The sequence below is a fragment of the Lysobacter gummosus genome (genome assembly GCF_001442805.1).
GTDB lineage: Bacteria > Pseudomonadota > Gammaproteobacteria > Xanthomonadales > Xanthomonadaceae > Lysobacter > Lysobacter gummosus.
Window position 1 is genome coordinate 1,793,161 of record NZ_CP011131.1, and the last position, 24,203, is coordinate 1,817,363.

21 protein-coding genes are annotated in these 24,203 nt (G+C 66.9%); 8 read left to right on the forward strand and 13 right to left on the reverse strand.

All coding sequences use genetic code 11. The annotated features are described in order from the left end of the window. Positions 1-78: 78 nt before the first annotated feature. From LG3211_RS07430 to LG3211_RS07440, 3 genes are all read right to left on the reverse strand, one after another. On the reverse strand, positions 79-930 hold the full coding sequence (locus tag LG3211_RS07430; RefSeq protein ID WP_057942272.1) for a hypothetical protein: 852 nt from the start codon (positions 928-930) through the stop codon (positions 79-81). A 1-nt stretch (position 931) separates the two neighbouring features. Continuing rightward, positions 932-1,831: an acyl-CoA thioesterase II gene (tesB, locus tag LG3211_RS07435; RefSeq protein WP_057942273.1), complete on the reverse strand. Its 900-nt coding sequence runs from the start codon at positions 1,829-1,831 to the stop codon at positions 932-934. 410 nt (positions 1,832-2,241) lie between these two features. Beyond that, complete coding sequence (locus LG3211_RS07440; RefSeq protein WP_057942274.1) at positions 2,242-2,805, reverse strand: N-acetylmuramoyl-L-alanine amidase; 564 nt, start codon at positions 2,803-2,805, stop codon at positions 2,242-2,244. Between the two features lie 40 nt (positions 2,806-2,845). Here LG3211_RS07440 and LG3211_RS07445 point away from each other — a divergent pair, with 40 nt between their 5' ends. From LG3211_RS07445 to LG3211_RS07470, 6 genes are all read left to right on the forward strand, one after another. Then, on the forward strand, positions 2,846-3,358 hold the full coding sequence (locus LG3211_RS07445) for an MOSC domain-containing protein (RefSeq protein WP_057942275.1): 513 nt from the start codon (positions 2,846-2,848) through the stop codon (positions 3,356-3,358). A 419-nt stretch (positions 3,359-3,777) separates the two neighbouring features. Further along, positions 3,778-4,305, forward strand: a complete 528-nt coding sequence (locus LG3211_RS07450) for an alpha/beta hydrolase (protein WP_057945343.1) — start codon at positions 3,778-3,780, stop codon at positions 4,303-4,305. 13 nt (positions 4,306-4,318) lie between these two features. After that, positions 4,319-6,631: a bifunctional 23S rRNA (guanine(2069)-N(7))-methyltransferase RlmK/23S rRNA (guanine(2445)-N(2))-methyltransferase RlmL gene (rlmKL, locus tag LG3211_RS07455; protein WP_057942276.1), complete on the forward strand. Its 2,313-nt coding sequence runs from the start codon at positions 4,319-4,321 to the stop codon at positions 6,629-6,631. A gap of 43 nt (positions 6,632-6,674) precedes the next feature. After that, positions 6,675-7,268, forward strand: coding sequence for a class I SAM-dependent methyltransferase (locus LG3211_RS07460; RefSeq protein ID WP_057942277.1), 594 nt, complete (start codon positions 6,675-6,677; stop codon positions 7,266-7,268). 405 nt (positions 7,269-7,673) lie between these two features. Further along, positions 7,674-8,528, forward strand: a complete 855-nt coding sequence (locus LG3211_RS07465; protein ID WP_057942278.1) for a pirin family protein — start codon at positions 7,674-7,676, stop codon at positions 8,526-8,528. Positions 8,529-8,782: 254 nt separating this feature from the next. Further along, positions 8,783-9,043, forward strand: a complete 261-nt coding sequence (locus tag LG3211_RS07470; protein WP_057942279.1) for a hypothetical protein — start codon at positions 8,783-8,785, stop codon at positions 9,041-9,043. 87 nt (positions 9,044-9,130) lie between these two features. Here LG3211_RS07470 and aqpZ read toward each other — a convergent pair whose 3' ends face one another. From aqpZ to mfd, 7 genes are all read right to left on the reverse strand, one after another. Next, positions 9,131-9,844 carry an aquaporin Z gene (gene aqpZ / locus LG3211_RS07475; RefSeq protein ID WP_057942280.1) on the reverse strand — a complete coding sequence of 238 codons (714 nt, stop codon included), beginning with the start codon at positions 9,842-9,844 and terminating at the stop codon, positions 9,131-9,133. Positions 9,845-10,056: 212 nt separating this feature from the next. Further along, positions 10,057-10,422, reverse strand: coding sequence for a hypothetical protein (locus tag LG3211_RS07480; protein ID WP_057942281.1), 366 nt, complete (start codon positions 10,420-10,422; stop codon positions 10,057-10,059). A 212-nt stretch (positions 10,423-10,634) separates the two neighbouring features. After that, positions 10,635-11,495, reverse strand: coding sequence for a pirin family protein (locus tag LG3211_RS07485; protein ID WP_057942282.1), 861 nt, complete (start codon positions 11,493-11,495; stop codon positions 10,635-10,637). Positions 11,496-11,777: 282 nt separating this feature from the next. Continuing rightward, positions 11,778-12,221, reverse strand: a complete 444-nt coding sequence (locus LG3211_RS07490) for a hypothetical protein (protein WP_057942283.1) — start codon at positions 12,219-12,221, stop codon at positions 11,778-11,780. A 67-nt stretch (positions 12,222-12,288) separates the two neighbouring features. Continuing rightward, positions 12,289-12,801 carry a SixA phosphatase family protein gene (locus LG3211_RS07495; protein ID WP_057942284.1) on the reverse strand — a complete coding sequence of 171 codons (513 nt, stop codon included), beginning with the start codon at positions 12,799-12,801 and terminating at the stop codon, positions 12,289-12,291. Positions 12,802-12,848: 47 nt separating this feature from the next. Then, positions 12,849-13,364, reverse strand: coding sequence for a GlcG/HbpS family heme-binding protein (locus LG3211_RS24755; RefSeq protein ID WP_187313148.1), 516 nt, complete (start codon positions 13,362-13,364; stop codon positions 12,849-12,851). Between the two features lie 689 nt (positions 13,365-14,053). Continuing rightward, the gene (gene mfd, locus LG3211_RS07505; protein WP_237049846.1) at positions 14,054-17,509 is read right to left on the reverse strand and encodes a transcription-repair coupling factor; all 3,456 of its coding nucleotides are present in this window, start codon (positions 17,507-17,509) and stop codon (positions 14,054-14,056) included. 304 nt (positions 17,510-17,813) lie between these two features. Between mfd and LG3211_RS07510 the strand changes: the two genes are divergently transcribed. Next, complete coding sequence (locus LG3211_RS07510; RefSeq protein WP_148648791.1) at positions 17,814-18,083, forward strand: hypothetical protein; 270 nt, start codon at positions 17,814-17,816, stop codon at positions 18,081-18,083. A gap of 159 nt (positions 18,084-18,242) precedes the next feature. Here the strand turns inward: LG3211_RS07510 and LG3211_RS07515 are convergent, their stop codons facing one another. Further along, complete coding sequence (locus LG3211_RS07515; protein ID WP_057945344.1) at positions 18,243-18,836, reverse strand: GNAT family N-acetyltransferase; 594 nt, start codon at positions 18,834-18,836, stop codon at positions 18,243-18,245. 928 nt (positions 18,837-19,764) lie between these two features. Here LG3211_RS07515 and LG3211_RS07520 point away from each other — a divergent pair. Then, on the forward strand, positions 19,765-20,679 hold the full coding sequence (locus LG3211_RS07520) for a cation diffusion facilitator family transporter (protein ID WP_057942288.1): 915 nt from the start codon (positions 19,765-19,767) through the stop codon (positions 20,677-20,679). Between the two features lie 69 nt (positions 20,680-20,748). Here the strand turns inward: LG3211_RS07520 and LG3211_RS07525 are convergent, their stop codons facing one another. Together LG3211_RS07525 and LG3211_RS07530 are read right to left on the reverse strand one after the other, a co-directional pair. Then, a complete protein-coding gene (locus tag LG3211_RS07525; RefSeq protein WP_057942289.1) occupies positions 20,749-22,194 on the reverse strand; it encodes a glycoside hydrolase in 1,446 nt (481 codons plus the stop codon). A 291-nt stretch (positions 22,195-22,485) separates the two neighbouring features. Beyond that, on the reverse strand, positions 22,486-24,195 hold the full coding sequence (locus LG3211_RS07530) for a sodium:solute symporter family transporter (RefSeq protein WP_057942290.1): 1,710 nt from the start codon (positions 24,193-24,195) through the stop codon (positions 22,486-22,488). Positions 24,196-24,203: the final 8 nt, after the last annotated feature.

Sequence of the window (24,203 nt, forward strand, 5' to 3'; positions counted from 1 at the left end):
AAGCAACCCGGCCGCGATGTTCGCGGCCGGATTGTGTCGGCGAAACCTGTTGCGCGCGCTGCGCCTGCGGTGCGGCGCTCAGCCCATCGAGCGCACGGTCTTCACCGTCTTCACCACCGTCCACTTGCCGCCGACCCGCTTGACCTCCAGGGTCTTGTAGGCCGCGGCCAGACGGTGGTGGTAGGCCGAATATTCGATCGTGCCGGCGTCTTTCGAGGTCGGGCGGAACGCATGCACTTCGATCAGCTCGGCCGGCGCGCCGTCGCGGGCGATGCTGCCCTTTTCTTCGTCGGCGACTTCGACGCACTGGCTGTAGGGCAGCAGGCGCAGGCCGTTGCGGGCGAGGGCGTTCAGCAGTTTGCGCGGCGCGTCGCGGCGATCCACGCGCAGGCATTGGGTAGTCTGGTCGGCTTCCGCCAACTGCTGCGCGAACACCGTCTGCGCCAGCGCTTCGGGCGTCGCCGCGACGCCGCCGTCGAACTTGTGCGTCGCCAGCGCGGCCTCGGCCGGATCGACCGGCGCCGCGGGCACCGGACGGTTGCGCAGCCCCTGGAACAAGGCCAGGCCCAGCACCACCGCGATGCACACCAGCAGGCCGACCTTGATCCGCAGCGCGCGCTTGTCCGAAGGCATGCGGCTGGCATCGACATCGGAGCGGAAGCGATACGGCGCCTGCGTCGCCTGTTCGCCGCGGGTGCTGTCGATCAAGCCGGCCTCGCGCAACAGATCGCGCGCGCGCAGCTGGTCTTCCGAACGGATCACCCACACCGTCGGGCGTTCGCCGGGTTGTTCGCGATAGCTGAAACTCGAACGCCGGTTGCCTTTGTAGGAGCGGTCGTTGGTGACCCGGATCTCGATCCCGGCATCGCGCAGCAACTGCGCCACGCCTTCGACGTTTTCCAGACGCGGACTGCTGAAAACCTGCCTCATGTCATTCCTTCGCCGGCACTGCGCCGGCCGCGGCGGCGTTCTTGACCACGCGGATCAAGCCCTCCTGCGTACTGCTCGCCACCAGGTGGCCGTGGCGGTCGAAAATCTGCCCGCGCGCCAGACCGCGCGCGCCTTGCGCGCTGGGGCTGTCGATCGAATACAGCAGCCAGTCGTCGGCGCGGAAGGGGCGGTGGAACCACAGCGCGTGATCGAGCGAGGCCATCTGCACGTTGGGCTGGTAGTAGCTGATGCCGTGCGGAAAGGTGGTGGTGCCCAGCAGATGGAAATCCGAGGCATAGGCCAGCAGCGCGCGATGCAGCTCCGGCGCGTCGCCGACCGGCTCGCTCAGGCGGAACCACACCTGCTGGAACGGCGGGCGCTTCGGCGGATTGAGCTCATCGCGCGGATACACGTGGCGGAACTCGAACGGCCCCTGCCGCGACAGCCAGCGCTGCACCTTGTTCGGCAGCGTGGCCATGACCTCGGCCGGCACCGCCGGCGCCGGTTCGATGTCCTCCGGCTTGGGCACTTCCGGCATCGACAGCTGATGCTCGGCGCCGTCCTGGTCCTCGTGGAAGGACGCGGCGAGGAAGAAGATCGGCTGGCCGTGCTGGATCGCGGTGACCCGGCGCACCGAGAAACTGCCGCCGTCGCGGGTGCGGTCGGCCTGATAGACGATCGGCGCCTCGATGTCGCCGGCCTTGAGGAAATACGCATGCAGCGAATGCGCCGCGCGCGTGGTGTCCAGGGTGGCCTGCGCCGCCGACAGCGCTTGGCCCAGGACCTGCCCGCCGAACACGTACTTGGTGCCGATGTCGCGGCTCTGGCCGCGGAACAGGTTGTCCTCGAGCCGCTCCAGCGACAGCAGTTCGATCAGTTCGGAGACGGGAGAGGAGGTCATGGGCGGGCGGGGAAGTGTGGTCGGCGCAGTATAGCGGGACGGTCGGCACAGTCCGGGGCGCGCGGTGGAGCTGGGGTGGGAGGGGTGTCGGCGCCATCTGTCCAAGCCGCCATTCCCGCGAAGGCGGGCTCCGCTTTACTTCGGCGTAGCCGAACATCCAGAGGCTTCAGCGCCATCTCTCCAGAACGTCATTCCCGCGAACGCGGGAATCCAGCGACTTCAAAGGTTCTCGCACGAAAGGCCCTGGATGTTCGGCTACGCCGAAGTAAAGCGGAGCCCGCGTTCGCGGGAATGACGATAGGTGGTGGCGTGCTGTCTTGAACCAATGCGATCTGGTGCCGATGCGCTGAAAGCACCGCAAAACCTTTCAGCGCCGGTATTTCCAGCGCAAACCTCGCCGCTACCGAAATCTACCGCGGCAAACGTTCCAAACCACATGCCGCCAGCACCCGCGCCCACGGAAACCACGGCCCCGGATCCAGCTTGCGCTGCACCAGCACCGAAGGATCGTCGCTGGCTTTCACCTGAGTCGTATCCAGTTCCTCATGCCCGGCGATATAGCGCAGCGACGGCAGGCGTCCGCGCAGATCGTTCAACAGGCCGATCAAGGCCTCGATCTGCACCGGCGCGTAGTCTTCGTCCATGCGCTGATGGCGCGAATCCAGCCAATGCGGATAACGCCCGGTGTTGACCAGCTCGATCCCGATCGAGCGCGGGTTGTAGCCGCGCACGTGGTGGGCGATGCGCTCCTCGCTGACGTAGCGCAAGACCGAACCGTCGCGGTCGATGTAGTAGTGGCCGCTGTTGCCGGTGCCCGATTCGGCGTACAGCACCCGCTCGCCGTATTCGCGCGCTGTGGCCAGGTCCGGCAGCTCGGTGCAGTGGATCACCACCAGGTCGATGGCGGCGGGATCGCGCGCCTGCAGCCGGGTTTCATAGGGCAACGGGACGGGCGTGAGGTTCAGGGGCGGCATGCCTGCGGATGCTACCATTCGGCCTCACACGGAGCCCGATATGACCCTGCCGCCCGCCGATTCGGCGCTAGGAAAGCTGATGGCCACGCTGCCCAGGCCCGGCCGGGTCGAGTGGATCGGCGTGCGCCCGGCGCGCGGGGTGGCGATGCAGGCGCTGGACGAAGTGGTCGCCGTGGCCGGCGCCGGTCTGGACGGCGATCGCTATGCCGGCGGCAGCGGCAAGCGCGGCATCACCCTGATCCAGGCCGAGCACCTGCCGGCGATCGCGGCCCTGGCCGGGCTGGACGCGGTCGAGCCGGCGCGTCTGCGCCGCAATATCGTGGTCTCGGGCCTGCCGCTGATCGCGCTCAAGGGCCGGCGTTTCCGTCTTGGCGAAGCGCTGCTGGAAACCACGGAAGAATGCGACCCGTGTTCGATGATGGAAGCCGCGCTGGGCCCGGGCGGTTACAACGCGATGCGCGGCCATGGTGGCCTGTGCGCGCGGATCGTCGAAGGCGGCGCGATCCGGTGCGGCGACGCGCTGATCCCGGTGATCGATGCGTCTGCCGATTGAGCCGCCGATCGGCTCCGCGGGCCGCATCCGCGTGCGACCCGGTGGTGCGATGCCGCGGCGATGGATGAAGGTTCGCCTCCGTTGATCGCATGTTCGCCGCCGGATGCCGCCGGCTTCGCATCGGCGAGGCGATCCCACATTACCGGATGTTCATTTGACACGCGGATTCGACGGGAGATGCTGGGTTGGATGCGCGTGATGGGTTGTGATTCGACGATGGCACGGTTTGGGAATGATCGCTTTCGAAGTGATCTGAAATTGCTACACCCCGGAAGATGATCGCTCTAGGGCAATACATTCTCCGTACTGGCGCAGCGATCTGTTCGTACTACACCTCGGCTCTAAAATGATCGCTCCAGACCATTGCATCTCTGGAATTTCGAAGCGACCTGCTCCTACTTCACCTCGGCTCTAAGATGATCGCTCCAGGACACTGCATTCTGTCTCATGGCTTCGAAAGCGGCCCCGACGCCACCAAGGTCACCGCCTTGGCCGAGGTCGCGCAACGCCATGGCTGGACGCATGAGCGCCCGGATTACAGCGACCTGGACGCCAAGCGCGAAATCAGCGACCTGGGCGATGTCTACGCGCGCATCGATCGCCTGCTCGGGCTGGCGCGCGCCGCGGCCGAACGCGGGCCGTTGGTGCTGGCCGGCTCCAGCCTCGGCGCGTACATCTGCGGTGCGGTATCGCTGCAGGTCAAACCCGCCGGCATGTTCCTGATGGCGCCGCCGATCGCGATGGGCCCCGCGCCCAGGCTGCAGGCCGCCGACGTGCCGATCAGCATCATTCATGGCTGGGACGACGAACTGATCCCCGCCGCCGACGTCGTCGCCTGGGCTTATCCGCGCCGCGCGCGCCTGCTCCTGGTCGACGACAGCCATCGCCTCTCCGCGCACGTGGAAGGCAGCGCCGACGCCTTCTCGCGTCTGCTGCAAAGTCTGTGAGTAACGCATTCGCATGAGCAAGTTCTACGCAAGCTGCGGCAAGGGCCTGGAATACCTGTTGGCCGACGAACTGGTCGCCCTGGGTTGCCAGCGCGCCACCGCCGCCACCGCCGGCGCCAACGTCGAAGGCAGCCTCGCCGATGCACAGCACGCGGTGCTGTGGTCGCGCCTGGCCAGTCGCGTGCTGTGGCCGATCGCCGAGTTCGACTGCCCGGACGAACACGCGCTGTACGCCGGCGTCGCCGCCCTGGATTGGCCCTCGCACATGGAGAGCGTGCACACGCTCGCCGTGGACGCGCACGTTTCCGGCGAAGCGATCACCCATGCGCGCTACGCCGCGCAGCGGGTCAAGGACGCGGTGGTCGATGTGATGCGCGCGCGCACCGGCGCGCGGCCCGATGTGGATACCGAAACGCCGGATCTGCGTTTGAATCTGGTCGTGCGCAAGGGCAAGGCGATCGTCTCGATCGACCTGGGCGGCGGTCCGCTGCATCGCCGCGGCTGGCGGCAGAAGCAGGGCGAAGCGCCATTGAAGGAAAATCTGGCCGCCGCGGTATTGCTGCGCGGGCAGTGGCCGAAGGTCTACGCGCAGGGCGGATCGTTGTTGGACCCGATGTGCGGCAGCGGCACCTTGCTGATCGAAGGCGCGCTGATGGCCGCCGACGTCGCGCCGGGTTTGCTGCGTCACGGCAACCTGCCGCCGACGCGCTGGCGCGGTTTCGATTTCGCCGGCTGGCGCGCGCAATGCGAGGCCGCGCGCGCGCGCGAGTTCGCCGGACTGGCCGCGCTGCGTCCGGCCTTCGCCGGCAGCGATATCGATCCGCATGCGATTCGCGCGGCGCGCGAGAACGAAGCGATGGCGGGGTTGGCCGGGGCGATCGAGTGGAGTGTGGCGAGCGTCGAGTCGCTGCAGTCTTTGTCGCTGACCCAGGATCGTCATTCCCGCGAAGGCGGAAATCCAGCGACTTTCGGGTCAGATGGCGACAAGGCACTGGATTCCCGCGTTCGCGGGAATGACGGACTTGAGGATGACGCCGGACAAAAGAGTGTAGATGCGACGTCGAGTGCGCCTGAGACCGCTCCCGGACTCGTAGTCTGCAACCCACCCTACGACGCCCGTCTCGCCGCCGACGCCGCGCTCTACCGCGCTCTGGGCGATGCACTCAAGCGCATAGTCCCGTCCTGGCGCGCCAGCCTGCTGTGCGGCGACCCGGCCCTGGCCCAGGCCACCGGCCTGCGCGCGAGCAAGAAATACCAGGTGTTCAACGGCGCGATCGAATGCGCGCTGATCGTCTGCGATCCCATCGCCCGCGTCGGTCACGCCGAACAGAAAGCCAAGGCCGAGGACGCCGCGCCGCAGCCGCTGAGCGAAGGCGCGCAGATGGTCGCCAATCGCCTGCGCAAGAATCTGCGCAAGCTCAAGAACTGGCGCCAGCGCGAAGCGGTGACGTGTTTCCGCGCCTACGACGCCGATCTGCCGGAATACTCGGCCGCCATCGACGTCTACCTCAGCGACGAAGCGCCGCCGCGCACCTGGCTGCACGTGCAGGAATACGCCGCGCCCGCCGATATCCCGGAAGCCGATCAGCGCCGCCGCCTCAACGAACTGCTGGCCGCGGCGCGCGAAGTATTCGAAGTGCCGCGCGAGCGGCTGGCGGTGAAGACCCGCAGCCGTGGCAAGGGCGGCAGCAAGTACGGACAGCTCGACCAGCGCGGCGAATTCGTGGTCGTGCGCGAGGGCGCCGCGCGCTTGCGGGTGAATCCTTTCGATTACCTCGACACCGGCCTGTTCCTCGATCATCGGCCGATGCGCCTGCGCATTGCGGAAGAGTCGCGCGGCCGGCGTTTCCTCAACCTGTTCGGCTACACGGGCGCGGCGACCGTGCACGCCGCGGTCGGCGGCGCGCAGGAAACCACCACGGTGGATCTGTCCGCGACCTACCTGCAGTGGTGTTCGGACAATCTGCGCGAGAACGGCCTGGGCGGCGCCCAGCACCGGCTGGCGCAGGCCGACGCGATGCAATGGCTGGAAGCCGATCGCGGCCGCTACGACCTGATCTTCTGCGATCCGCCGACCTTCTCCAATTCCGCGCGCGCCGACGACTTCGACATCCAGCGCGAACACGTGCGCCTGCTGCGCGCGGCGGTCGCGCGTCTGGCCGACAACGGCGTGCTGTATTTCTCGAACAACTTCCGCCGGTTCCGCCTGGACACCGACGCGATCGCGCAGTTCGCCCGTTGCGAGGACATCAGCGCGCAGACGATTCCGCCGGATTTCGAGCGAGACGCACGCATCCACCGCTGCTGGCGGCTGGAGCCGCGCTGATGACCGTCGATCCGATCGGCGGCCGCGGCGCGGAGCCTCGCGCATGAAGTCGCATCGCAAGCCCGGAACCTGGACCTTCTTCCGCCAGTGGCTGAAAAACCCGCTGCGGGTGGCGGCGGTGGCGCCGTCCAGCGCCGAGCTGGCGGCGGCGATGATCGCCGAGCTGCCCGACGACGTGCAGCGGGTGATCGAACTCGGCGGCGGCACCGGCGCCATCACCCGCGCCTTGCTCGACGCCGGCGTGCGCGACGAAGACCTGCTGGTGCTGGAGCTCAACGAAGAACTGCATGCGCATTTGCACATGCGTTTCCCGCGCGTGCCGGTGCTGCTGGGCGATGCGCGGCTGCTGCCGAAGCTCGCGCGCGAGCAGGGCTATCTGGACGCCGGCAAGGCCGATGCGATCGTCTCCGGCCTGGGCCTGTTGACGATGCCGCATCCCTTGCAGCGCGACATCCTCGGCGCGGCGTTCGAATGCCTGCGCGAGGACGGGGTGTTCGTGCAGTTCACCTATGGCCCGGCCGCGCCGGTCGCCGATGCGGTCGCGCGTTCGCTGCGCCTGCAGGTGCGACGCGGCGATTTCGTGCTGCGCAACGTGCCGCCGGCGACGGTGTATGTCTATACCCGGGTGCGGCGCTGAGTTCGCGGAGTCGGCTGCGCTGATTTCTCCCGACGCCTGCTTTCCCTGTCCCGGCCCAAACGCTCCGCGTTTGGGCGTTCGCGGACGCGCGAGCCAATGGCTCGCAAGCCGAGTCCGCTCACCCCGCTTGCGGGAGAGGGTAGGGTGAGGGCCGCTCCAGCCGGCGCGATAAGTCCTGATAGTCCGCGTGCCCTCACCCCAACCCTCTCCCGCAAGCGGGAGAGGGTGCCAGAGCGGCGGCGAGCGACTTGGAGTGTCGGTCCCTGGGCCGAAACGCAGGCGCGCAAACGCTGGTCGTTGTTCTATTAGTGTAATAGATGATTGCGCCATAAACGCTATCGTTCTGAAAATGCGATGCCATCCTATGCCTATCGCCAATCCGGCGTACCCATTGGAGAGAGGATCATGGCCACCCCCACCGCTTACGCCCGCGTCGGCCGCAAGCTGCGCGGACAGCCCACGTCCGACGGCGCCGGGGTTCGCCTGACCCGCGTCATCGGCGGCCAACAACTGCCCGACCTGGACCCGTTCCTGCTACTCGACGAATTCGGCACCGACCGGCCCGAGGACTACCTCGCCGGGTTTCCGGAGCATCCGCACCGCGGGTTCGAAACCGTCACCTACATGCTCGACGGCCGCATGCGCCACAAGGACAACCACGGCAACGAAGGCGTGCTCGTGCCCGGCAGCGTGCAGTGGATGACCGCCGGCCGCGGCCTGGTGCATTCGGAAATGCCCGAGCAGGAAGAAGGGCGCATGCGCGGCTTCCAGTTGTGGGTCAATCTGCCGGCGCGCGAGAAGATGACCGAGCCCAAGTACCAGGAGTTCGCGCCCGATCGCATCGTGCAGCTGCGCCCGGCCGACGGCGTGCAGGTCAAGCTGATCGCCGGCCGTATCGGCGATCTGCGCGGCCCGATCGCGCAGCCGGCGACCGATCCGGTGTACCTCGACATCGCCCTCGACGCCGGCGCGGGCTGGGAGTACGAACTGCCCGAAGGCCACAACGCGTTCGCCTACGTCTACGAAGGCGGAATCGAAATCGGCGACGGCGAGGACGCGCGTGCGCTCGACGCGCAGGAGCTGGCGGTGCTGTCCGGCGGCTCCGTGCTCAAGCTGCGCGATGCTAAACAGGGCAGCCGTTTGATCGTGGTCGCCGGGCGTCCGCTGCGCGAGCCGGTCGCGCGCTACGGCCCGTTCGTGATGAACACCAAGCAGGAAGTGATGCAGGCCTTCGTCGATTTCCAGGAAGGCAAGTTCTGACGCGATCGCGTCGATGCAGCGACACCGAAGGCCACGCTCACGCGTGGCCTTCGCATTTCAGTTTCCGCGTTTTACCCGCTTCCGGCGCCGCCGATGTTGCATGCGCGCATCGTGGCGGCGATGGCCGTGGTGGCGCGGCGCGCGCGTTGTTTGCTATCGCAAGACGCATCATCGCTGCAAGCCCGCGGCGACGGGCGAAGACGCGCGTGCCGTCGCGCAGAGCGGCGGCGCACGTCCACAAGGAGCGTAAGCACATGGCTACCAGAATCGATCCCAAGCAGTTCACCATCGTCGCCACCTTCGTATCGGCCGGCGTGGCCAATGGCGCCGGCGGCTGGGTGATCGTCGGCGGCAAACTCAAGAAAGTCCCGCCGCGCGGCATCAAGCAACTGCAGGCGGTGTACCAGATGCTCGAAGCCGCCGAAGGCGTCGGCAACACGCGCCTGGCGGCGCAGTTGCAGCAGACCGCGATCGAAGTGGCGGAAGCGGCGGTGAGCCAGAGGACCGCGCGCTAAATCGGCGCGGGGCGGCCGGCGCGATCCGGCCGATGCAACGAAAAAGCCGCGCATCAGCGCGGCTTTTTCGTTATCCGGCGCGGACGTTCAGTCGTCCTTGCCGAGCCAGCGATACACCGCGCCGCCGAGCAGGCCGCCGATGATCGGCGCGACCCAGAACAGCCACAACTGGCCGATCGCGGCGCTGCCGGCGAACAAGGCCACCGCGGTCGACCGCGCCGGATTCACCGAGGTGTTGGTCACCGGGATGCTGATCAGATGGATCAAGGTCAGGCCCAGGCCGATCGCGATCGGCGCGAAGCCGGCCGGCGCGTTCTTGTGCGTGGCGCCGAGGATGATCACCAGGAACATCGCCGTCATCACCACTTCGGTCAGGAACGCGGCGGTCAGCGAATAACCGCCCGGCGACATCAGGTCGTAGCCGTTGCTGGCGAAGGTGCCGGCGGCGTTGGGATCGATGCTGAAGGCGCCGGTGCCGCTGGCGATATGCAACAGGACGAAACCGGCGAGGATGCCGCCGAGCACCTGGGCGACGATGTACGGCAGCAGGTCCTTGGCCGGGAAACGGCCGCCGGCCCACAGGCCGAAGCTCACCGCCGGATTGAAGTGGCCGCCGGAGATATGCCCCAACGCGAAAGCGCCGGTCAGCACGGTCAGGCCGAATGCCAGCGATACGCCGAGCAGGCCGATGCCCAGTGGATTGCCGGCGCCGCCGAAGTTCGCCGCCAGCACGGCGCTGCCGCAGCCGCCGAGCACCAGCCAGAACGTACCGATGAACTCTGCACCGAGTCGCTTGATCATGATCGTCTTCCTTATTGAGTTGTGGGGCAGGCAGGCCCTACGGATCGACGATCACCCTGTTCAGCATTGGAACCGGGCAGCTCGACCCTGTTCAGCCAGGCCATTCTTATGCTGGCCGATTCTTTAAAAATGAGCAATCCGTCACATATCGTGTGCCGAGGCAGCAAAAAGCGATCACGCCCATAGGACGTGATCGCTGCGTTTGCGGCGTGTTACTTGTTGACGCTCAATCGGGTCGAAGGAAATCGCAGGCCCTCGGTCTGGCCGAGTACCTCCTTCAACTGCTCCGGTGAACTGGCTTGCATCCAGATGTGCGCCATCTTGCCGTTGCCCACTTCCAGCAAAGTCTCGCGGACCTGCACGTTGGGCTTGCCGGCGAGCTCGCCGCGATACCAGTGAATCGGCTTGCCGTCGATGGTGGCCGCTTCGGCGCGATCGCTGCGCTTGGGCTCGAACGGCGACTTGCTGGCGATGTAGAGACCGAACGCCTCCGACCCATCGGCACGCAAGGCGCGGCAGAAGTCCGAATCGGCGTTGCCCCGGTACTCCCAACGCAAGCCGGTGTCGGCCGGCAGCATCGGGCAGTTGCCCTGCGCTGGTGCGGCCTCTTGTGCGTTAGCGGATAAAACCAATAAAAAACACAGCCACGGCAATGCGCGGTGGCTCTTTCCCCATGACTTCACGACACTTCCCCCTGCAACCGGATGTATGGTTAAGCGGTGTTGCGAGCCTTATCAGATGTGACCTTAGTCCAGTTCGCGGGGATTGACAAACGCCAGATTCGGAAAAGTCAGCGTTCAGGTAGCGGAATGTATTCGTGCTCGCCCTGGATCTGCCCGAAACGGCCTTCGGCCCAGTCCTGCTTGGCCTGTTCGATCCGCTCGCGCGAGCTTGAGACGAAGTTCCACCACAGGTGACGGGGGCCGTCGAGGGGTTCGCCGCCCAGCAGCATGGCCTTGAGCGCGGTCTTTGCGCGCAGCCGCGGACGGGCGCCCGGATCGAGCACGACCAGATGCCGCTCGGGCAGGTCGGCGCCGTCGAGCTGGGCCTCGCCTTCGAGCAGATATAGCGCGCGCTCGGCGTGGCTGTCTTCGATATCCAGCTCGGCGTCCGGGTCCAGGTCGATCGCCACGTACAGCGTGTCGGCGAATACGCGCACCGGCGATTCCTCGCCGAAACCGCGGCCGGCGACGATGCGCAGCCAGGCGCCGTCGCGGCGCTGCTGCGGCAGGGTCGCGGCAGGGTGGTGATGGAAGGCCGGCGCGGTTTCCTCGAACGAGCGCGGCAGCGCGACCCAGGTCTGCATGCCGTGCAGCGGATGGCCGTCGGCGCGCGGCTTCTGCGGCGTGCGCTCGGAATGGGCGATGCCGCGGCCGGCGGTCATCCAGTTCACGTCGCCCGGATTGATGTCCTGGACGCTGCCGAGGGTGTCGCGATGGCCGATCGAACCGGCCCACAGAAACGTCACCGTGGCCAGGCCGATATGCGGATGCGGGCGCACGTCGATGCCCTGGCCGGGCGCGAACACCGCCGGTCCCATGTGATCGACGAACACGAACGGCCCGACCGAACGCGCCTGAATGCTGGGCACGGCGCGGCGGACCTGAAATCCTCCGAGGTCGTGAACGCGCGGGGCGATGATCGTGGTCATGGCGGGCACTCCTGCAGGGCTGATGCCGGCAGATTGGCACGACTTTTCTGCAATCAGGTTATCGGTCCTGCAACTCGGTGTTGCAGCGGGCGCGCTTGAGCGGCGGCTGTGTGGACTCGATCGGCGTCGGCGATGGGCGGGCGGTGCGGGGGCGTGCGGAGCGTGGAGCGGAGTCTGGCGTGGCGCGCGTGAGTCTGCGCGCTCGCGCCTTCGTTGCGTGTGCGGCCGCTCGTGGCGCTGTTCGTTACTTCATGGCAACGACGCCATTGCGCCGTCGCGCGCTTACTTCGCGTTGACCAGCACCTTGGCGGTCGGCGGGTCGGCGAAATCCAGCGACTGCAGTTCGAACGTCCAGGCGCCGGCGTTCTTGCTGGAGTCGTTGGCGCTGTTGAACGACAGCGCGCTGCTCTGGCCGTCGGCGCCGGTCCACTGGAATTCCAGCACCGCCTCGCCGGCCCAGATGCATTGCACATTGGGCTTGCAGCGCGAATCGGACGTCACCGCGACGAAGCGCAGTTGCGAGCGATCGGACAGGACCGCGCTGTGGCCGGGCTGCAGCGACACCGACTGGCCGGCGCGCACGGTCTCAGGCGTACTGCCGGAGGAACCGCCGGTCGCGGCGGAAGAGCTCGCCGGCCCGGCATGCGCGCATGCAGTCAGGGCCAGGACACACGACAACAGCGACAGAACGATCAGCGGCTTCATCGGACGGTTCCATTCGGGCATGCATCGCATGCTGGGCGATCGGCGCGCGCGCGTCCAGACGCAAAACCGCGGCGTAACGCGCGCCCGGTCACCGATCGCGCGTTTGAGTGAGCAGCGCGCGGCCACTGGCGTCGACATCGATGCGCATGCGCCGGTCGAACTCGGTTTCCGGCATCGGCTCCACCGTGCAGCCGCACAGCGCCGCGGCGATCAGCGGCGCGGTATTGCTGTGGCCGACGATGAGGGTGGTGCCCTGCGGATGATCGCGGCGCACCTGCGCGGCGAATTCCTCCGCCGGCTGTTTGGCGTCGTAGGTCGTCGTGCTCAGCCCATGCGCGCGTGCCGCAGGTTCGCCGGTCTGCTGCGTGCGCCGGTAAGCGGTGGCGTAGACCGCGCGCAGTGGCTCGTTCTTCAGCCAGGTCGCGAGGCGCAGCGCGCGGGCGTGGCCGGCGTCGGTGAGATTCGGATCGCGCGGATCGTCGCTGGCCTTTTCGGCGTGGCGCACCACCACGTAGCTGGAGCTCGGAGCGGGCGGCGCGCTGGCGCAGGCAGCGAGCGAAACGCACAAAGTGATGGCGGCCAGACGCGGGATCGGATGCATGGTGAAGTCCTGTGAACGGATTCGGTCGCCGAGACGATGGCCTGAGCTTACTGTGCCCGGTTCGCCGGTTTCAGCAAATCCGCGCCGGCCTGGGCTATCTCGCCGTCCTGCGTGGCTTGCGCCCCGGACACGCCGATGCCGCCGATGACCTGATCGCCGTGCAACAGGCGCACGCCGCCCTCGATCGGCGTGATCCCCGGCAGCCCGAGCACGACGTTGTTGCCCTCGCTGAGCAGCTTCTGGTGGAAAGCGGTATCGCGGCGATAGTTCACCGCGTGAACGGCCTTGCCGATGGCGACTTCGACGCTGGAATTGGGCGTGCCGTCCATGCGCTGGAAATGCATGAGCCGGCCGGCGTCGTCGACGATCGCGATCGACACGCTCAGTCCCTGCGCGCGCGCCTTGTCCTCGGCGGCCTGTGCGATCTGCTTGACCGCGGCGAGATTGAGCACGGTGCGTTGCGTGAGTTCGATTTTCATGGCGGCCGTTGCGGTAAAGGCGATGCCGAGAAGCAGCGGCGTCAGCCACACGAGGGCGGAGGAGCGTGCGTGACGGGGCGGCATGAGCGGCTCGGCGGGATGAGGAGGCGCCGATGGTAGGGCGAATGCGGCGGTGGTGTGAGTGTGGAATGTCAGGGGAACCGCCGCTGCGAACGCTACCCGCGAAGCGCCGCTCCTCATCCAAGCCGCGCGCCTCCAAATTCCCCGCGAATCAGTTCCTCCCTTTGAAAAAGGGGGGCTAGGGGGGATTTGCTTTCCGCCTGTCATCGCGAACAAGCAAAAGCAAATCCCCCGCGCGACCGCTCAACCAGACATCGCGGCCGGCGTCAGGCGCCGCCCCCTTTTTCAAAGGGGGCAATGGTTCGCGTCGGTATTCGTATCGCCCCAGTCCCAGCGAACCAGTTCCCCCCCCCTTTGAAAAAGGGCGGCTAGGGGGGGATTTGCTTTTTCCGCCCGGTCACCGCGAACAAGCAAAAGCAAATCCCCCGCGCGACCGCTCAACCAGACATCGCGGCCGACGTCAGGCGCCGCCCCCTTTTTCAAAGGGGGCAATGGTTCGCGTCGGTATTCGTATCGCCCCAGTCCCAGCGAACCAGTTCCCCCCCTTTGAAAAAGGGGGGCTAGGGGGGATTTGCTTTTTCCGCCCGGTCACCGCGAACAAGCAAAAGCAAATCCCCCGCGCGACCGCTCAACCAGACATCGCGGCCGATGTCAGGCGCCGCCCCTTTTTCAAAGGGGGCAATGATTCGCGCTCAGTGCTTGGTATCGAGCAACGTCAACAACCCCTTCGCCGCCGCCAGTCGCGCCACCGAATCGGGCAAATCCAGCTTGATCTTCAGCTTGTCCGGCCCATCCATCTGATACAGCTTCGGTTGGCCCTGGATCATCTTGATGATCGACATCGGGTCCACGTTCGGCCGTTCGACGAATTGCAGACGCCCGCCCTTTTCGCCCAGATCCAGCTTGCGAATGCCCAGCTCGGTCGCGGCGAGCTTCAGCTCCGCCACCGCGAACAGATGCTTCGCCGCATCCGGCAACAGGCCGAAGCGGTCGATCATCTCGACCTGGAATTCGCGCAGCTCATCGACGCTGCGCGCGCCGCTGATGCGCTTGTACAAGGTCAAGCGCGTATGTACGTCGGGCAGGTAATCGTCGGGAATCAATGCAGGAATATGCAGTTCCACTTCGGCGCCGCGCGACTCGGTGGAATCCACGTCGGGCAGTTTGCCTTGGCGGATCGAACGCACCGCGCGTTCCAGCAATTCGGTGTAGAGACTGAAGCCGACCTCGGCCATCTGCCCGCTCTGATCCTCGCCCAGCAATTCGCCGGCGCCGCGGATTTCCAGATCGTGCGTGGCCAGGGTGAAACCGGCGCCCAGTTCGTCCATCGACGCGATCGCTTCCAGACGCTTTTGCGCGTCGGCGGTGATCGAGCGCTTGTCCGGCACCACCAGGTACGCATAAGCGCGATGGTGCGAACGCCCGACCCGGCCGCGCAGCTGATGCAGCTGCGCCAGGCCGAACTTGTCCGCGCGATTCATGATGATGGTGTTGGCGTTCGGGATGTCGATACCCGATTCGATGATGGTCGTGCACAGCAGCACGTTGAAGCGCTGCTTGTGGAAGTCGAGCATCACGCTTTCCAACTCGCGCTCGGCCATCTGGCCGTGAGCGACGCCGATGCGCGCTTCGGGCACCAACTCCTCCAGCTGGCGCTTCATGCGGCCGATGCTCTCGACATCGTTGTGCAGGAAGTACACCTGACCGCCGCGCGACAACTCGCGCTGGAACGCTTCGCGCAGTTGCATGTCGTCCCAGGGCACGACGAAGGTCTGCACCGCCAGGCGATGCGCCGGCGGGGTGGCGATGATGCTCAGATCGCGCAGGCCGGCCATGGCCATGTTGAGCGTGCGCGGGATCGGCGTGGCGGTCAGGGTCAGCAGGTGGACGTTGGCGCGCAGCGCCTTCAGCGCTTCCTTCTGGCGCACGCCGAAGCGCTGTTCTTCATCGACGATGACCAGACCCAGGTCCTTGAAGCGCACATCGCCCTGCAGCAGGCGATGGGTGCCGACCACGACGTCGATCTTGCCCTCGGTCAGCTTCTCCAGCTCGGCCTTGATTTCCTTCGTGCTCTTGAAGCGCGACAGCACTTCGACCTTGAGCGGCCAATCGGCGAAGCGGTCGCGGAAATTGCGGTAGTGCTGCTCGGCCAGCAAGGTGGTCGGCACCAGCACGGCGACCTGCTTGCCGGCGGTGGCGGCGACGAAGGCCGCGCGCACCGCGACTTCGGTCTTGCCGAAGCCGACGTCGCCGCAGACCACGCGGTCCATCGGCTGGCTGCTGCCCAGGTCGCGGATCACCGCTTCGATCGAGGCATGCTGATCGGGCGTTTCCTCGAACGGGAAACCGGCCGCGAACGGCTCGTACATCGAGCGATCCACGTCCAGCGCCAAACCGGCCCGGGCCTGGCGCTTGGCCTGGATCTCCAGCAGTTCGGCGGCCACGTCGCGGACTTTTTCCGCGGCCTTGCGCTTGGCCTTCGTCCATTGTTCGCCGCCCAGCGAATGCAGCGGCGCGGTTTCGACCGAGGCGCCGGAATAGCGGCTGATCAGATGCAACTGCGCGACCGGCACGTACAGCCGGTCGCCCTTGGCGTATTCGATTTCCAGGTATTCGCCGGGCTGGCCGCCGGCTTCGAGCACGATCAGGCCGCGATAACGGCCGACGCCGTGATCCTCGTGCACGATCGGCGCGCCTTCGGACAACTCGCCCAGGTCGCGGATGATCGCTTCGGGCTCGCGGCCCACGCGCTTGCGCCGGCGCGGTTGCGAGGCGCGTTCGGGAAACAGCTGGCGCTCGGTCAGCACCGCGAGCGCGGGCTCGGTCAGGGCGAAACCGTCGTCCAGCGGCGCGACCGCGATCGCGAAGCGGCTGTCGCCGTCGCGGAAGGCGGTCCAGTCGGCGACCACGTTCGGCGTAAGCGCCGCGGCCTGCAGCACTTCCAGCAACGCTTCGCGGCGGCCGGCGGTGTCCGCGGCGATCAGCACGCGGCCGGGATAGGTGCCCAGGAACGACTTCAGCGCCTGGGCCGGCGCGGCGTCGCGCGCGGCCACCGGCAAGGTCGGCGCGGGTTGATCGCCCAGTGCGACCGCTTTGCCGCGTTGCGCGTGCTGCTCGCCGCACAACTCGATGCGCGGCGCGTCGTTGAGTTTTTCGCGCAAGCCGACCGGCGTCAGGTACAACGCATCGGGCGGCAGCAGCGGCCGTTCCAGATCGTGACGGCGTTGCTCGTAGCGCTCGCCGGTGTGGGTCCAGAACTGATCGGCCGCTTCCATCGCGCCGTCGGCGATCACCGGCAGGACTTTGTCGCCCAGGTAATCGAACAAGGTCGCGGTGTGTTCGAAGAACAGCGGCAGGTAGTACTCGATGCCCGACGGCGCCAGCCCGGCCTTGAGATCCTGATACAGCGCGCTGCGCCGGGTATCGAGATCGAAGCGCTCGCGCAGCGCGTCCAGCGCGCGCTTGAGCGAGGCGTCGTCGAGCGGCACTTCGCGGCCCGGCAGCAGATGCACGCCCTGGATCTTGTCGAGCGAGCGCTGCGATTCGGGATCGAAGGCGCGGATGGTTTCGATTTCGTCGTCGAGCAGTTCGACCCGGAACGGCGAGTCCGCGCCCATCGGGTAGACATCGAGCAAACCGCCGCGCACGGCGAAATCGCCTGGGTCGAGCACTTGCGGCACGTGCCGGTAACCAGCCGATTCGAGCCGGCGTTTTTCGCTGTCCAGGTCAAGAAGTTGACCCACATGCACATCGAAACTGCCACCGACCACATGGCGCAGCGGCGCGACGCGTTGCAGCAGCGTCTGCACCGGCACCACCACGATGCCGCGCTTGAGCGAAGGCAGGCGGTGCAACGCCGTCAGGCGCTGCGAGACGATGTCCGGATGCGGACTGAAAAGATCGTAGGGCAGGGTTTCCCAATCCGGGAACGGCAGCACCGGCAGCGCGCCGTCGAGCGCGCCGGCCGGGCCGAGCAAGGTGCGCAGATCCGATTCGAGCTGATGCGCGCCCTGATTGTCGCGCGCGACCGCCAGCAACGGGCCGTCGTATTCGCCGGCGGCGCGGGCGATGGCCCAGGCGAGCGCGGAAGGCGAGGCCGGCGCGCGCCACCAGGCGCGCTGCTGGCCGGTTTTGGGCAGCAGGGACACGGATTCTTTCGTAGGTGGCATAGGGGGCGGCTAGTGTAAAGGGATACGTCGTGCAGGGTTTGCGCGCTTTGCGCATACGGTCGCGGAAGCGGGGAACGTTACGCGCTATACCGGGCGGGGGCGGTCCGCAATGGTCCGCGGGGAAGTTTCGCAGGGATGCGGGGGAACGCACGCAATGGAAGGCCTGCAACTGCAAAGTCCGGCGCGATCGCACAAGGCCCTGTCGCCGCCTCTTTCAATGGAGGCGCCAGGCGCCGAATCAACCGCCGCGCGACTGCGCGGCATCTTCCAGGAGAAACCCACCATGATGAGAAAGTTTCTGCGCGATGCGCGCGTACGTCGCGGCGCCTTCGCCGTGTCGCTGCTGGCGTTGGCGATGTTCGCCTCGACCGGTTCGGCCGGGCCGGTGATTCCCAACGGCAAGCTGCTGATCACCACCTTCTGGCTGGAAGGCGAGGCGGTCGGCGGCGATGTACAGGGCGTGTGTCCGCCCGGTGCGCCCATGCCGCTGCCGTGGGGCATCCGCACCAGTCAGAAGACCTATTCGTACATGGATTGCGCGGCGCCGCCGTAAGCGACGACGGCGATGAGCGGGGTTGCGGCGAGGCGGTGCCTCGTCGCAGCTTCGCCGCGTCGATGTCTTAGCTGCGTTCGCAACGATCGGGGCGCAGCGCTTGCGCTCCATGCATCGCGACCGGCAGCGAACCGCCGCCGATCGGATGAGTTCAGGCGATCAGCTTTCGCTCTTGGCCGCGGCCGGATCGTCGCCGGCCGTGCGCGCGGTCTTGCTGCGCAGATCCAGCGACACCCGGATCAGGCCCGGCGCGTCCTGCTGGAACTCGCGTTCGAACCCCAGCGACTGCGCCAGCGACAGCATCGGCGTGTTGTGTTCGAACACATCGCCGTACAGCCGGTGAACCTTCTTGCCGCGCGCCCACTTCACCAACCGGGTCATCAAGTAACGGCCCAAACCCATATTGGCGATGTAGCGGCTGACCAGGATCGCGAATTCGGCGTTGTTGGTGCGCTCGTCGAGGGCGACGCGGGCGACCGCGCCGACCAGGGCCTCGCCCGGAGGCAGGGGTTCGGCGGCGACCAGGGCGAATTCGGTACGCGGGTCGATGCGGGTGAAGCGCTCGGCCATCTCCGGCGTGAGTTCCTTGAGCGCATACAGAAAGCGCTGCCGGACCTCGTCGGGCTGGAGCAGGGCGAACCCAGCCCGCAGGGGCTCGGCGTCTTCGGGCCTGACCGGACGGATCAGTACCTCACGACCGTTCGGGAGGCGCTGGCGTTCATGCCAGGGCGGTAAGCGTTCACGCGTGGCCATGATGGGATAGTGGCACATTAGTCACGAATTTGGCCCTTCATCTTCGTGATGGGCGATCGCCGGTCCGACCGGCGGCGCTGAACAGCCTGAATCCCGTCCCGCAAGGTGAAGGGTGGGCCCTGCGGGGCCGGTGTTGCGCTTTCTATGACGCAGTCGGCGGTCAAAATGAGAATGAATCGCATGATGGCGGTGTGAACACGGCTTGACAATGCCCCCCGGTCAGCCACAACACCAGTGCCTGTCTGCATTGGGCTTCAGCTGGCAGGCCCCTTTCGGGTCTGGGCTGGGCCGGCGACGCGAGGCGGCGGCGCCGCTGACGGCCGGCTGGGCTGGCTGGCGTACGGCGGGTACAGGCCGTCGTAACCGGCGCCGCTGGCGCGCCAAGGGTCGAACCCGGCCCGGCGTGCACGGGTAGGTCTGATCCGTTGCGCCGGACGTGGCGCCGACCCAAGTCGCGTTCGGGCCGCGGGCGGGGATGTCGCGAACGGCCGGCTGATCGTCGATGCCGGCCGCGAGTGGCCGCTGCATGTGAGCTACAGCGAATCGTTTCTGTCGGCGGCGACTTGGATTTCTTCCGTCAATCGTTCAAGTCGCGGTAACGCCGGCAATGCGAAGTCGGGCTGAAGCAGCAGAGCGCTGCACGACATCGGCGAAAACAATCGCCGAGCTCGCCACCCGCACGACGCGGCGCACGCCCGCGAGGTTTCGTCCGAGCGCGCGGAACTCGAAGCCGCCTGCATGCTGCCGGACTACGCGCCACGCGACCGATTCATCGGCACCGGCCGCAACGCGAGCGGCACGGCGACGTCCCGATTCGTATCGCAGCCCGCGTCGCGGCATCGGCCGTGGACGCGGGCTCCGCGCCTGTCCAACCGCCAGCATCGGCAATGCTAGACTGCGCCGCTCGACCCGAAGGAGCAGTTCAGTCATGGCAGGTGGTGGCGATTCGACCCGCGCGATTTTGTTCGCACTTGGCGCCAATTTCGCGATTGCGGTGGCCAAGGGCGTGGCCGCGTTCTTCACCGGTTCCAGCGCGATGCTGGCCGAAACCGTGCACTCGCTGGCCGACTGCGGCAACCAGGGCCTGCTGATCCTCGGCCTGAAGCAGTCCAAGCGTCCGCCTTCGCCGGATTATCCGCTGGGCTACGGCAAGGCCATCTATTTCTGGTCGTTCCTGGTCGCGGTGATGCTGTTCACCGTCGGCGGCATGTTCTCGCTGTACGAAGGCATCCACAAACTGCAGCATCCCGAACCGCTCAAGCAGTGGTGGTGGGCGGCCGGCGTGCTGGCGTTCGGCATCGTCGCCGAGGCCGTCTCGATGCGCGCCTGCCTGCAGGAAGTGGCCAAGGCGCGCGGCGATCGCTCGCTGTGGCAGTGGTTCCGCGAGAGCCGTCAGGCCGAGCTGGTGGTGATCTTCGGCGAAGACCTGGCCGCGCTGCTGGGCCTGGTGCTGGCGCTGGCGGCGGTGATGATGACGGTGGTCACCGGCAACCCGATATGGGATGCCATCGGCACGGTCAGCATCGGCGCGCTGCTGATCATCGTGGCGGTGTTCGTCGCCATCGAAGTCAAGGCCATGCTGATCGGCCAGAGCGTGGACCCGCTGCGTCAGCAGCAGATCCGCGAGTTCCTCGATGGCCGCCCGGAGATCGCCAAGATCATCAGCGTGATCACCCTGCAACTGGGCAACGAAGTCATGGTCTCGGTACAGGCGCAGATGCGCGAAGAAGGCAACGTGAGCTCGCTGGTCGAGCAGATCAACACGGTCGAGCGGGCGATGAAGCAGGCCTTCCCGGAAGTGCGCTGGAGCTTCTTCGAGCCGGACATGAAATCCGGCGACTGATCCGGAGCGGACACCCGCGAAAAGCCCGGCCTCGCAGCCGGGCTTTTCGTTTTCCGCGCACGCCGCGGTTTATTGCTGGACCCAGAACTCGATCGAGTTGGTCGGCACGGTGACCGCCGCGACCGGCCCGGCGACCGTGGTCAGCGCCTGCTTCCACTGGTCCACCCGATAACGATAGCCCTTGAAGCTGCCGCTGCCGCCGAAGTTGATGTTGAAGGTGTAGGGGCTCGTGTCGCGGTTGCTGAGCACCACCACCAGCTTGCCGCCGGCGCCGCCCTGGCGGAAGGCGAGGATGCGCTTGTCCCGGTACAGCCGCTGCACACCGTTGCTGTCGGTGTAGAGCGGCTCGTCGACCTGGTAGCGTTGCGAATTCCACGGCATCCATTCCAGGAAGCCGACGATCGCGCGCCAGTTGCGCAATTCGTAGTCGAAGTGGCCGGGCTGGATGTGGGCGAACTTGCTGAAGTCGGTGTCGTCGGCCGGGCGCCAGTAACCCAGCGCATAGCCGGCGGCTTCGGCGTTGTAGGTCGGCTTGAGCGCGTGCAGCCAGTACCAGGTCGGCGAATCGACGAAGGTGAACCAGTTCATGATCGACTGCGCGGTGTTCATCATCCGCGCTTCGGAGGTGCCGCCGCTGAGGTACTCGAACTCGTTGTTGTAGACCGCCTTGCCCATGCGATTGGCGTTGAACATCGGCGCGTTGTCGATCTGGTCGTTGGAGTCTCTGCCGATCCGGTGCCAGGTCCAGGCGTCGACCAGATTCATGTCCAGTCCGTCGCGCAGCGCCGCCCGGTTCTGGCCGTCCCAGCTGTTGGCGTGCAGGTGGATGGCCGGATAGGCGGTGCGGACCTTGCTTGCGACCGCGTTATAGGCCAGCACGTACTGGTCGTCGGTATAGACGCAGTATGGATAGGTGCCGGGCTTGGCCGGCGGCTCGTTCTGCAGTCCGAACTGGACGACGGGAACGCCGCTGGCCTTCAGGTAGCGGATGTCCTCGACCACGGCGTCGCCGAACTGGCCCAGAAAGGTCGCGTCGAATTGCTTCAGGCTTCCGCCGATGTAGGCGTTGTTGCTCTTCCACGCCGGCGCCGGCGACCAGTACTCCAGGTTCACGCCCTCGGCGCCGGACTGGCTGATCAGGGTGGACAGTTCCTGCAATTGCTCGGGCCAGCGCGCGTCCAGGTTCTTGCCGTCGTTGCGCAAGCCGCGGTAGTACAAGCCGCCGGCCAGGCGGATGTAGCGGAAACCGTAGCCGCGTCCGATCAGGTCGGTGGCCAGGCGGTTGCGTTCGCTGGTGGTCAGGTCGTGCGGCACCGAGGTCGGCGCTTGCGGCAGGCCGTTGTTGCCCGAGCCGATCGAATCGCTCTGGATTTCCACGCCCAGGCCCCAGATCACCTGCTTGGGCAGGTCCAGGCGCACGTTGTATTGCTGCGCCGATGCCGTCGGCGCGAACGCGACCAGCGCGGCCGCGCAGCTCGCGTACAGCAACGATTGCCATGTGTTCTTTCGCTTCATCGCTCCCTCCGTCGCGGACCCGGGAATCGGGTCCGATGCGCCTGGCCGCGACGCCGTGGCGTCGCGGCGGATCCGCCGAGAGCGGGTGGACGCGGGGACGGGCGCGATGCCCGTGTGTCCATGACTCCAGGGGTTCCGAAATCAAACTGGTCGTGGAATCAAAAGCGGCTCCGTCGATACCGCCGCCGCGATGGCAGGCGCAGCGCAAAGACAGCGCGGCTTACGCCGCTCGCGAAAAAAAGTGCTGCGGCAGCGAAAACGGCTGGCATATCGGCCATCGCGCGCGGCGCTTCAGTTCGCCGGCCCGGGACGTCGGCGCGATACGCGCCAAGCCATCCACGCGATCGCCAACATCGACAAGCCGAACACCAGCAGCGCGCCGCGGCCGTCGCGGTTGAACGCCAGCAGCGCCAGAGTCAACAGGCCCGACGCGCCGAGCGAGATCGCCACCACCTTGGCCGGCGCGTGGTCCACGCCGTGTTCGTCCGGCGGAGTCGGCGCATAGGCGTCCACGCGCGCCTGCAATGCGCGCCAGGCCGGTTGCGGCGTGCGCCGCAGCAAGTGAGCGACGGTCAGGATCGCCACCGGCAGCACCGCGCCGACCAGCACGTCGGCGATGCGCGGATTGGCCTGAACCCAGGCCGCCAGCACCGGCGAGCCCAGCGGCCCGTCGAGACCGAACTTCACCCACAGCCCGGCCAAAAAAACCAGTCCCGCGCTCGCCGTCACCGCCGCCATGCCGATGCGGCCGCTGAGCAGGCCCCAGATGGTCGGCGCCATCAACGGGCCGAACAGCATGCCGGTGAGCGTCAGAACGATCCGTTCCGCGCCACCCATGACCGGCACCAGCAACGCCACCGCGACCAGCGCTGCGCCGATCAACAGCGCGAACCAGCGTCCGGCGGCGACCAGGTTGCGCTCGCTCGCTCCGGGGCGGAACACGCGACGGTAGAACTGCTCGGTCAAGACCCCGGCGAATACGTTGATCTGGCCGCTGATCGCGCTGGCGGTGGCCGAGAACATCGCCGCCATCATCAGGCCGAGCATGCCCGCCGGCAGCACCAGCTTGCTGGCGAGGATGTAGGCCTGCTCGGGATCGGCGTCGGCTTGCAGCATGCGGAACAGGATCGGCGGGGTCAGCCACAACGCCGGGCTGATCAGGTACAGGCCGCCGAACAGATACGCGCTCTTCTTCGCGTCGGTATCGCTGGGCACGCAGATGTAGCGCTGCGCGAACGCCCACTCCGCGCCGATCAGGAAAAAATGCACGCCGACCCAGCCGGCCATGAACCACCAGGTGTATTGATCGGAGGTCGGCGAGAAAAAGTTCGGCGGCAACGGCGCCAGCGGCGCGCCGCTGCCGAGCTTGAGCCACAGCAGCGGGATGACGAACAGCACCGCCAACTGCAGCACGATGAACTGCAGCACATCGGTCATCAGCACCGCCCACAGCCCGCCGGCGACGGTGTAGGCGACCACGATGGCGCCGAACAGGAAAATGGCGAACGCCAGCGATAAATGCCCGCTGGCCGGATCGCGCAGCGGGTGCCCCGGTTCCAGCGGAACCAGCGCCACCAGCATCACCGCGACTGCGTACAAGGCCACGCCGGTGGAGACGATGCGCACCGCCATCATCGCCCAGGTATACAACTGCACCGCGGCGCGGCCGAAACGCAGTTCGACGAACTCGGCCGGAGTGGTGACGCCGGTGCGGCGCCACTGTCCGGCCACGAACAGGCCCACCAGGATCGCCGACACGCCGATGCAGGTGGTGATGGCGATGGCCACCACGCCTTCGCGATAGGCCAGTCCGCCCCACACCACGAAGGTGCCGGCCGATTTGAGGGTCATGAAGCTGCTCAGGCCCGAGACCCACCACGGCGACTGTCCGCCGGCGGCGAACATGTCCTGCGAACGCTGGTTGCGGCCGGCGTAATGCAGGCCGACGGCGAGCGTGCCGATGAGGTATAGGGCCAGAACGATGCAGTCGATCAGGGCCATGCGGCGGG

Excerpts from the sequence above, each read along its gene's own strand:
- LG3211_RS07430 (WP_057942272.1), bottom strand. The coding sequence starts at position 930 with ATGAGGCAGGTTTTCAGCAGTCCGCGTCTGGAAAACGTCGAAGGCGTG.
- tesB (WP_057942273.1), bottom strand. The coding sequence starts at position 1,831 with ATGACCTCCTCTCCCGTCTCCGAACTGATCGAACTGCTGTCGCTGGAG.
- LG3211_RS07440 (WP_057942274.1), bottom strand. The coding sequence starts at position 2,805 with ATGCCGCCCCTGAACCTCACGCCCGTCCCGTTGCCCTATGAAACCCGG.
- LG3211_RS07445 (WP_057942275.1), top strand. The coding sequence starts at position 2,846 with ATGACCCTGCCGCCCGCCGATTCGGCGCTAGGAAAGCTGATGGCCACG.
- rlmKL (WP_057942276.1), top strand. The coding sequence starts at position 4,319 with ATGAGCAAGTTCTACGCAAGCTGCGGCAAGGGCCTGGAATACCTGTTG.
- LG3211_RS07460 (WP_057942277.1), top strand. The coding sequence starts at position 6,675 with ATGAAGTCGCATCGCAAGCCCGGAACCTGGACCTTCTTCCGCCAGTGG.
- LG3211_RS07465 (WP_057942278.1), top strand. The coding sequence starts at position 7,674 with ATGGCCACCCCCACCGCTTACGCCCGCGTCGGCCGCAAGCTGCGCGGA.
- LG3211_RS07470 (WP_057942279.1), top strand. The coding sequence starts at position 8,783 with ATGGCTACCAGAATCGATCCCAAGCAGTTCACCATCGTCGCCACCTTC.
- aqpZ (WP_057942280.1), bottom strand. The coding sequence starts at position 9,844 with ATGATCAAGCGACTCGGTGCAGAGTTCATCGGTACGTTCTGGCTGGTG.
- LG3211_RS07480 (WP_057942281.1), bottom strand. The coding sequence starts at position 10,422 with ATGCTGCCGGCCGACACCGGCTTGCGTTGGGAGTACCGGGGCAACGCC.
- LG3211_RS07485 (WP_057942282.1), bottom strand. The coding sequence starts at position 11,495 with ATGACCACGATCATCGCCCCGCGCGTTCACGACCTCGGAGGATTTCAG.
- LG3211_RS07490 (WP_057942283.1), bottom strand. The coding sequence starts at position 12,221 with ATGCCCGAATGGAACCGTCCGATGAAGCCGCTGATCGTTCTGTCGCTG.
- LG3211_RS07495 (WP_057942284.1), bottom strand. The coding sequence starts at position 12,801 with ATGCATCCGATCCCGCGTCTGGCCGCCATCACTTTGTGCGTTTCGCTC.
- LG3211_RS24755 (WP_187313148.1), bottom strand. The coding sequence starts at position 13,364 with ATGCCGCCCCGTCACGCACGCTCCTCCGCCCTCGTGTGGCTGACGCCG.
- LG3211_RS07510 (WP_148648791.1), top strand. The coding sequence starts at position 17,814 with ATGATGAGAAAGTTTCTGCGCGATGCGCGCGTACGTCGCGGCGCCTTC.
- LG3211_RS07515 (WP_057945344.1), bottom strand. The coding sequence starts at position 18,836 with ATGGCCACGCGTGAACGCTTACCGCCCTGGCATGAACGCCAGCGCCTC.
- LG3211_RS07520 (WP_057942288.1), top strand. The coding sequence starts at position 19,765 with ATGGCAGGTGGTGGCGATTCGACCCGCGCGATTTTGTTCGCACTTGGC.
- LG3211_RS07525 (WP_057942289.1), bottom strand. The coding sequence starts at position 22,194 with ATGAAGCGAAAGAACACATGGCAATCGTTGCTGTACGCGAGCTGCGCG.
- LG3211_RS07530 (WP_057942290.1), bottom strand. The coding sequence starts at position 24,195 with ATGGCCCTGATCGACTGCATCGTTCTGGCCCTATACCTCATCGGCACG.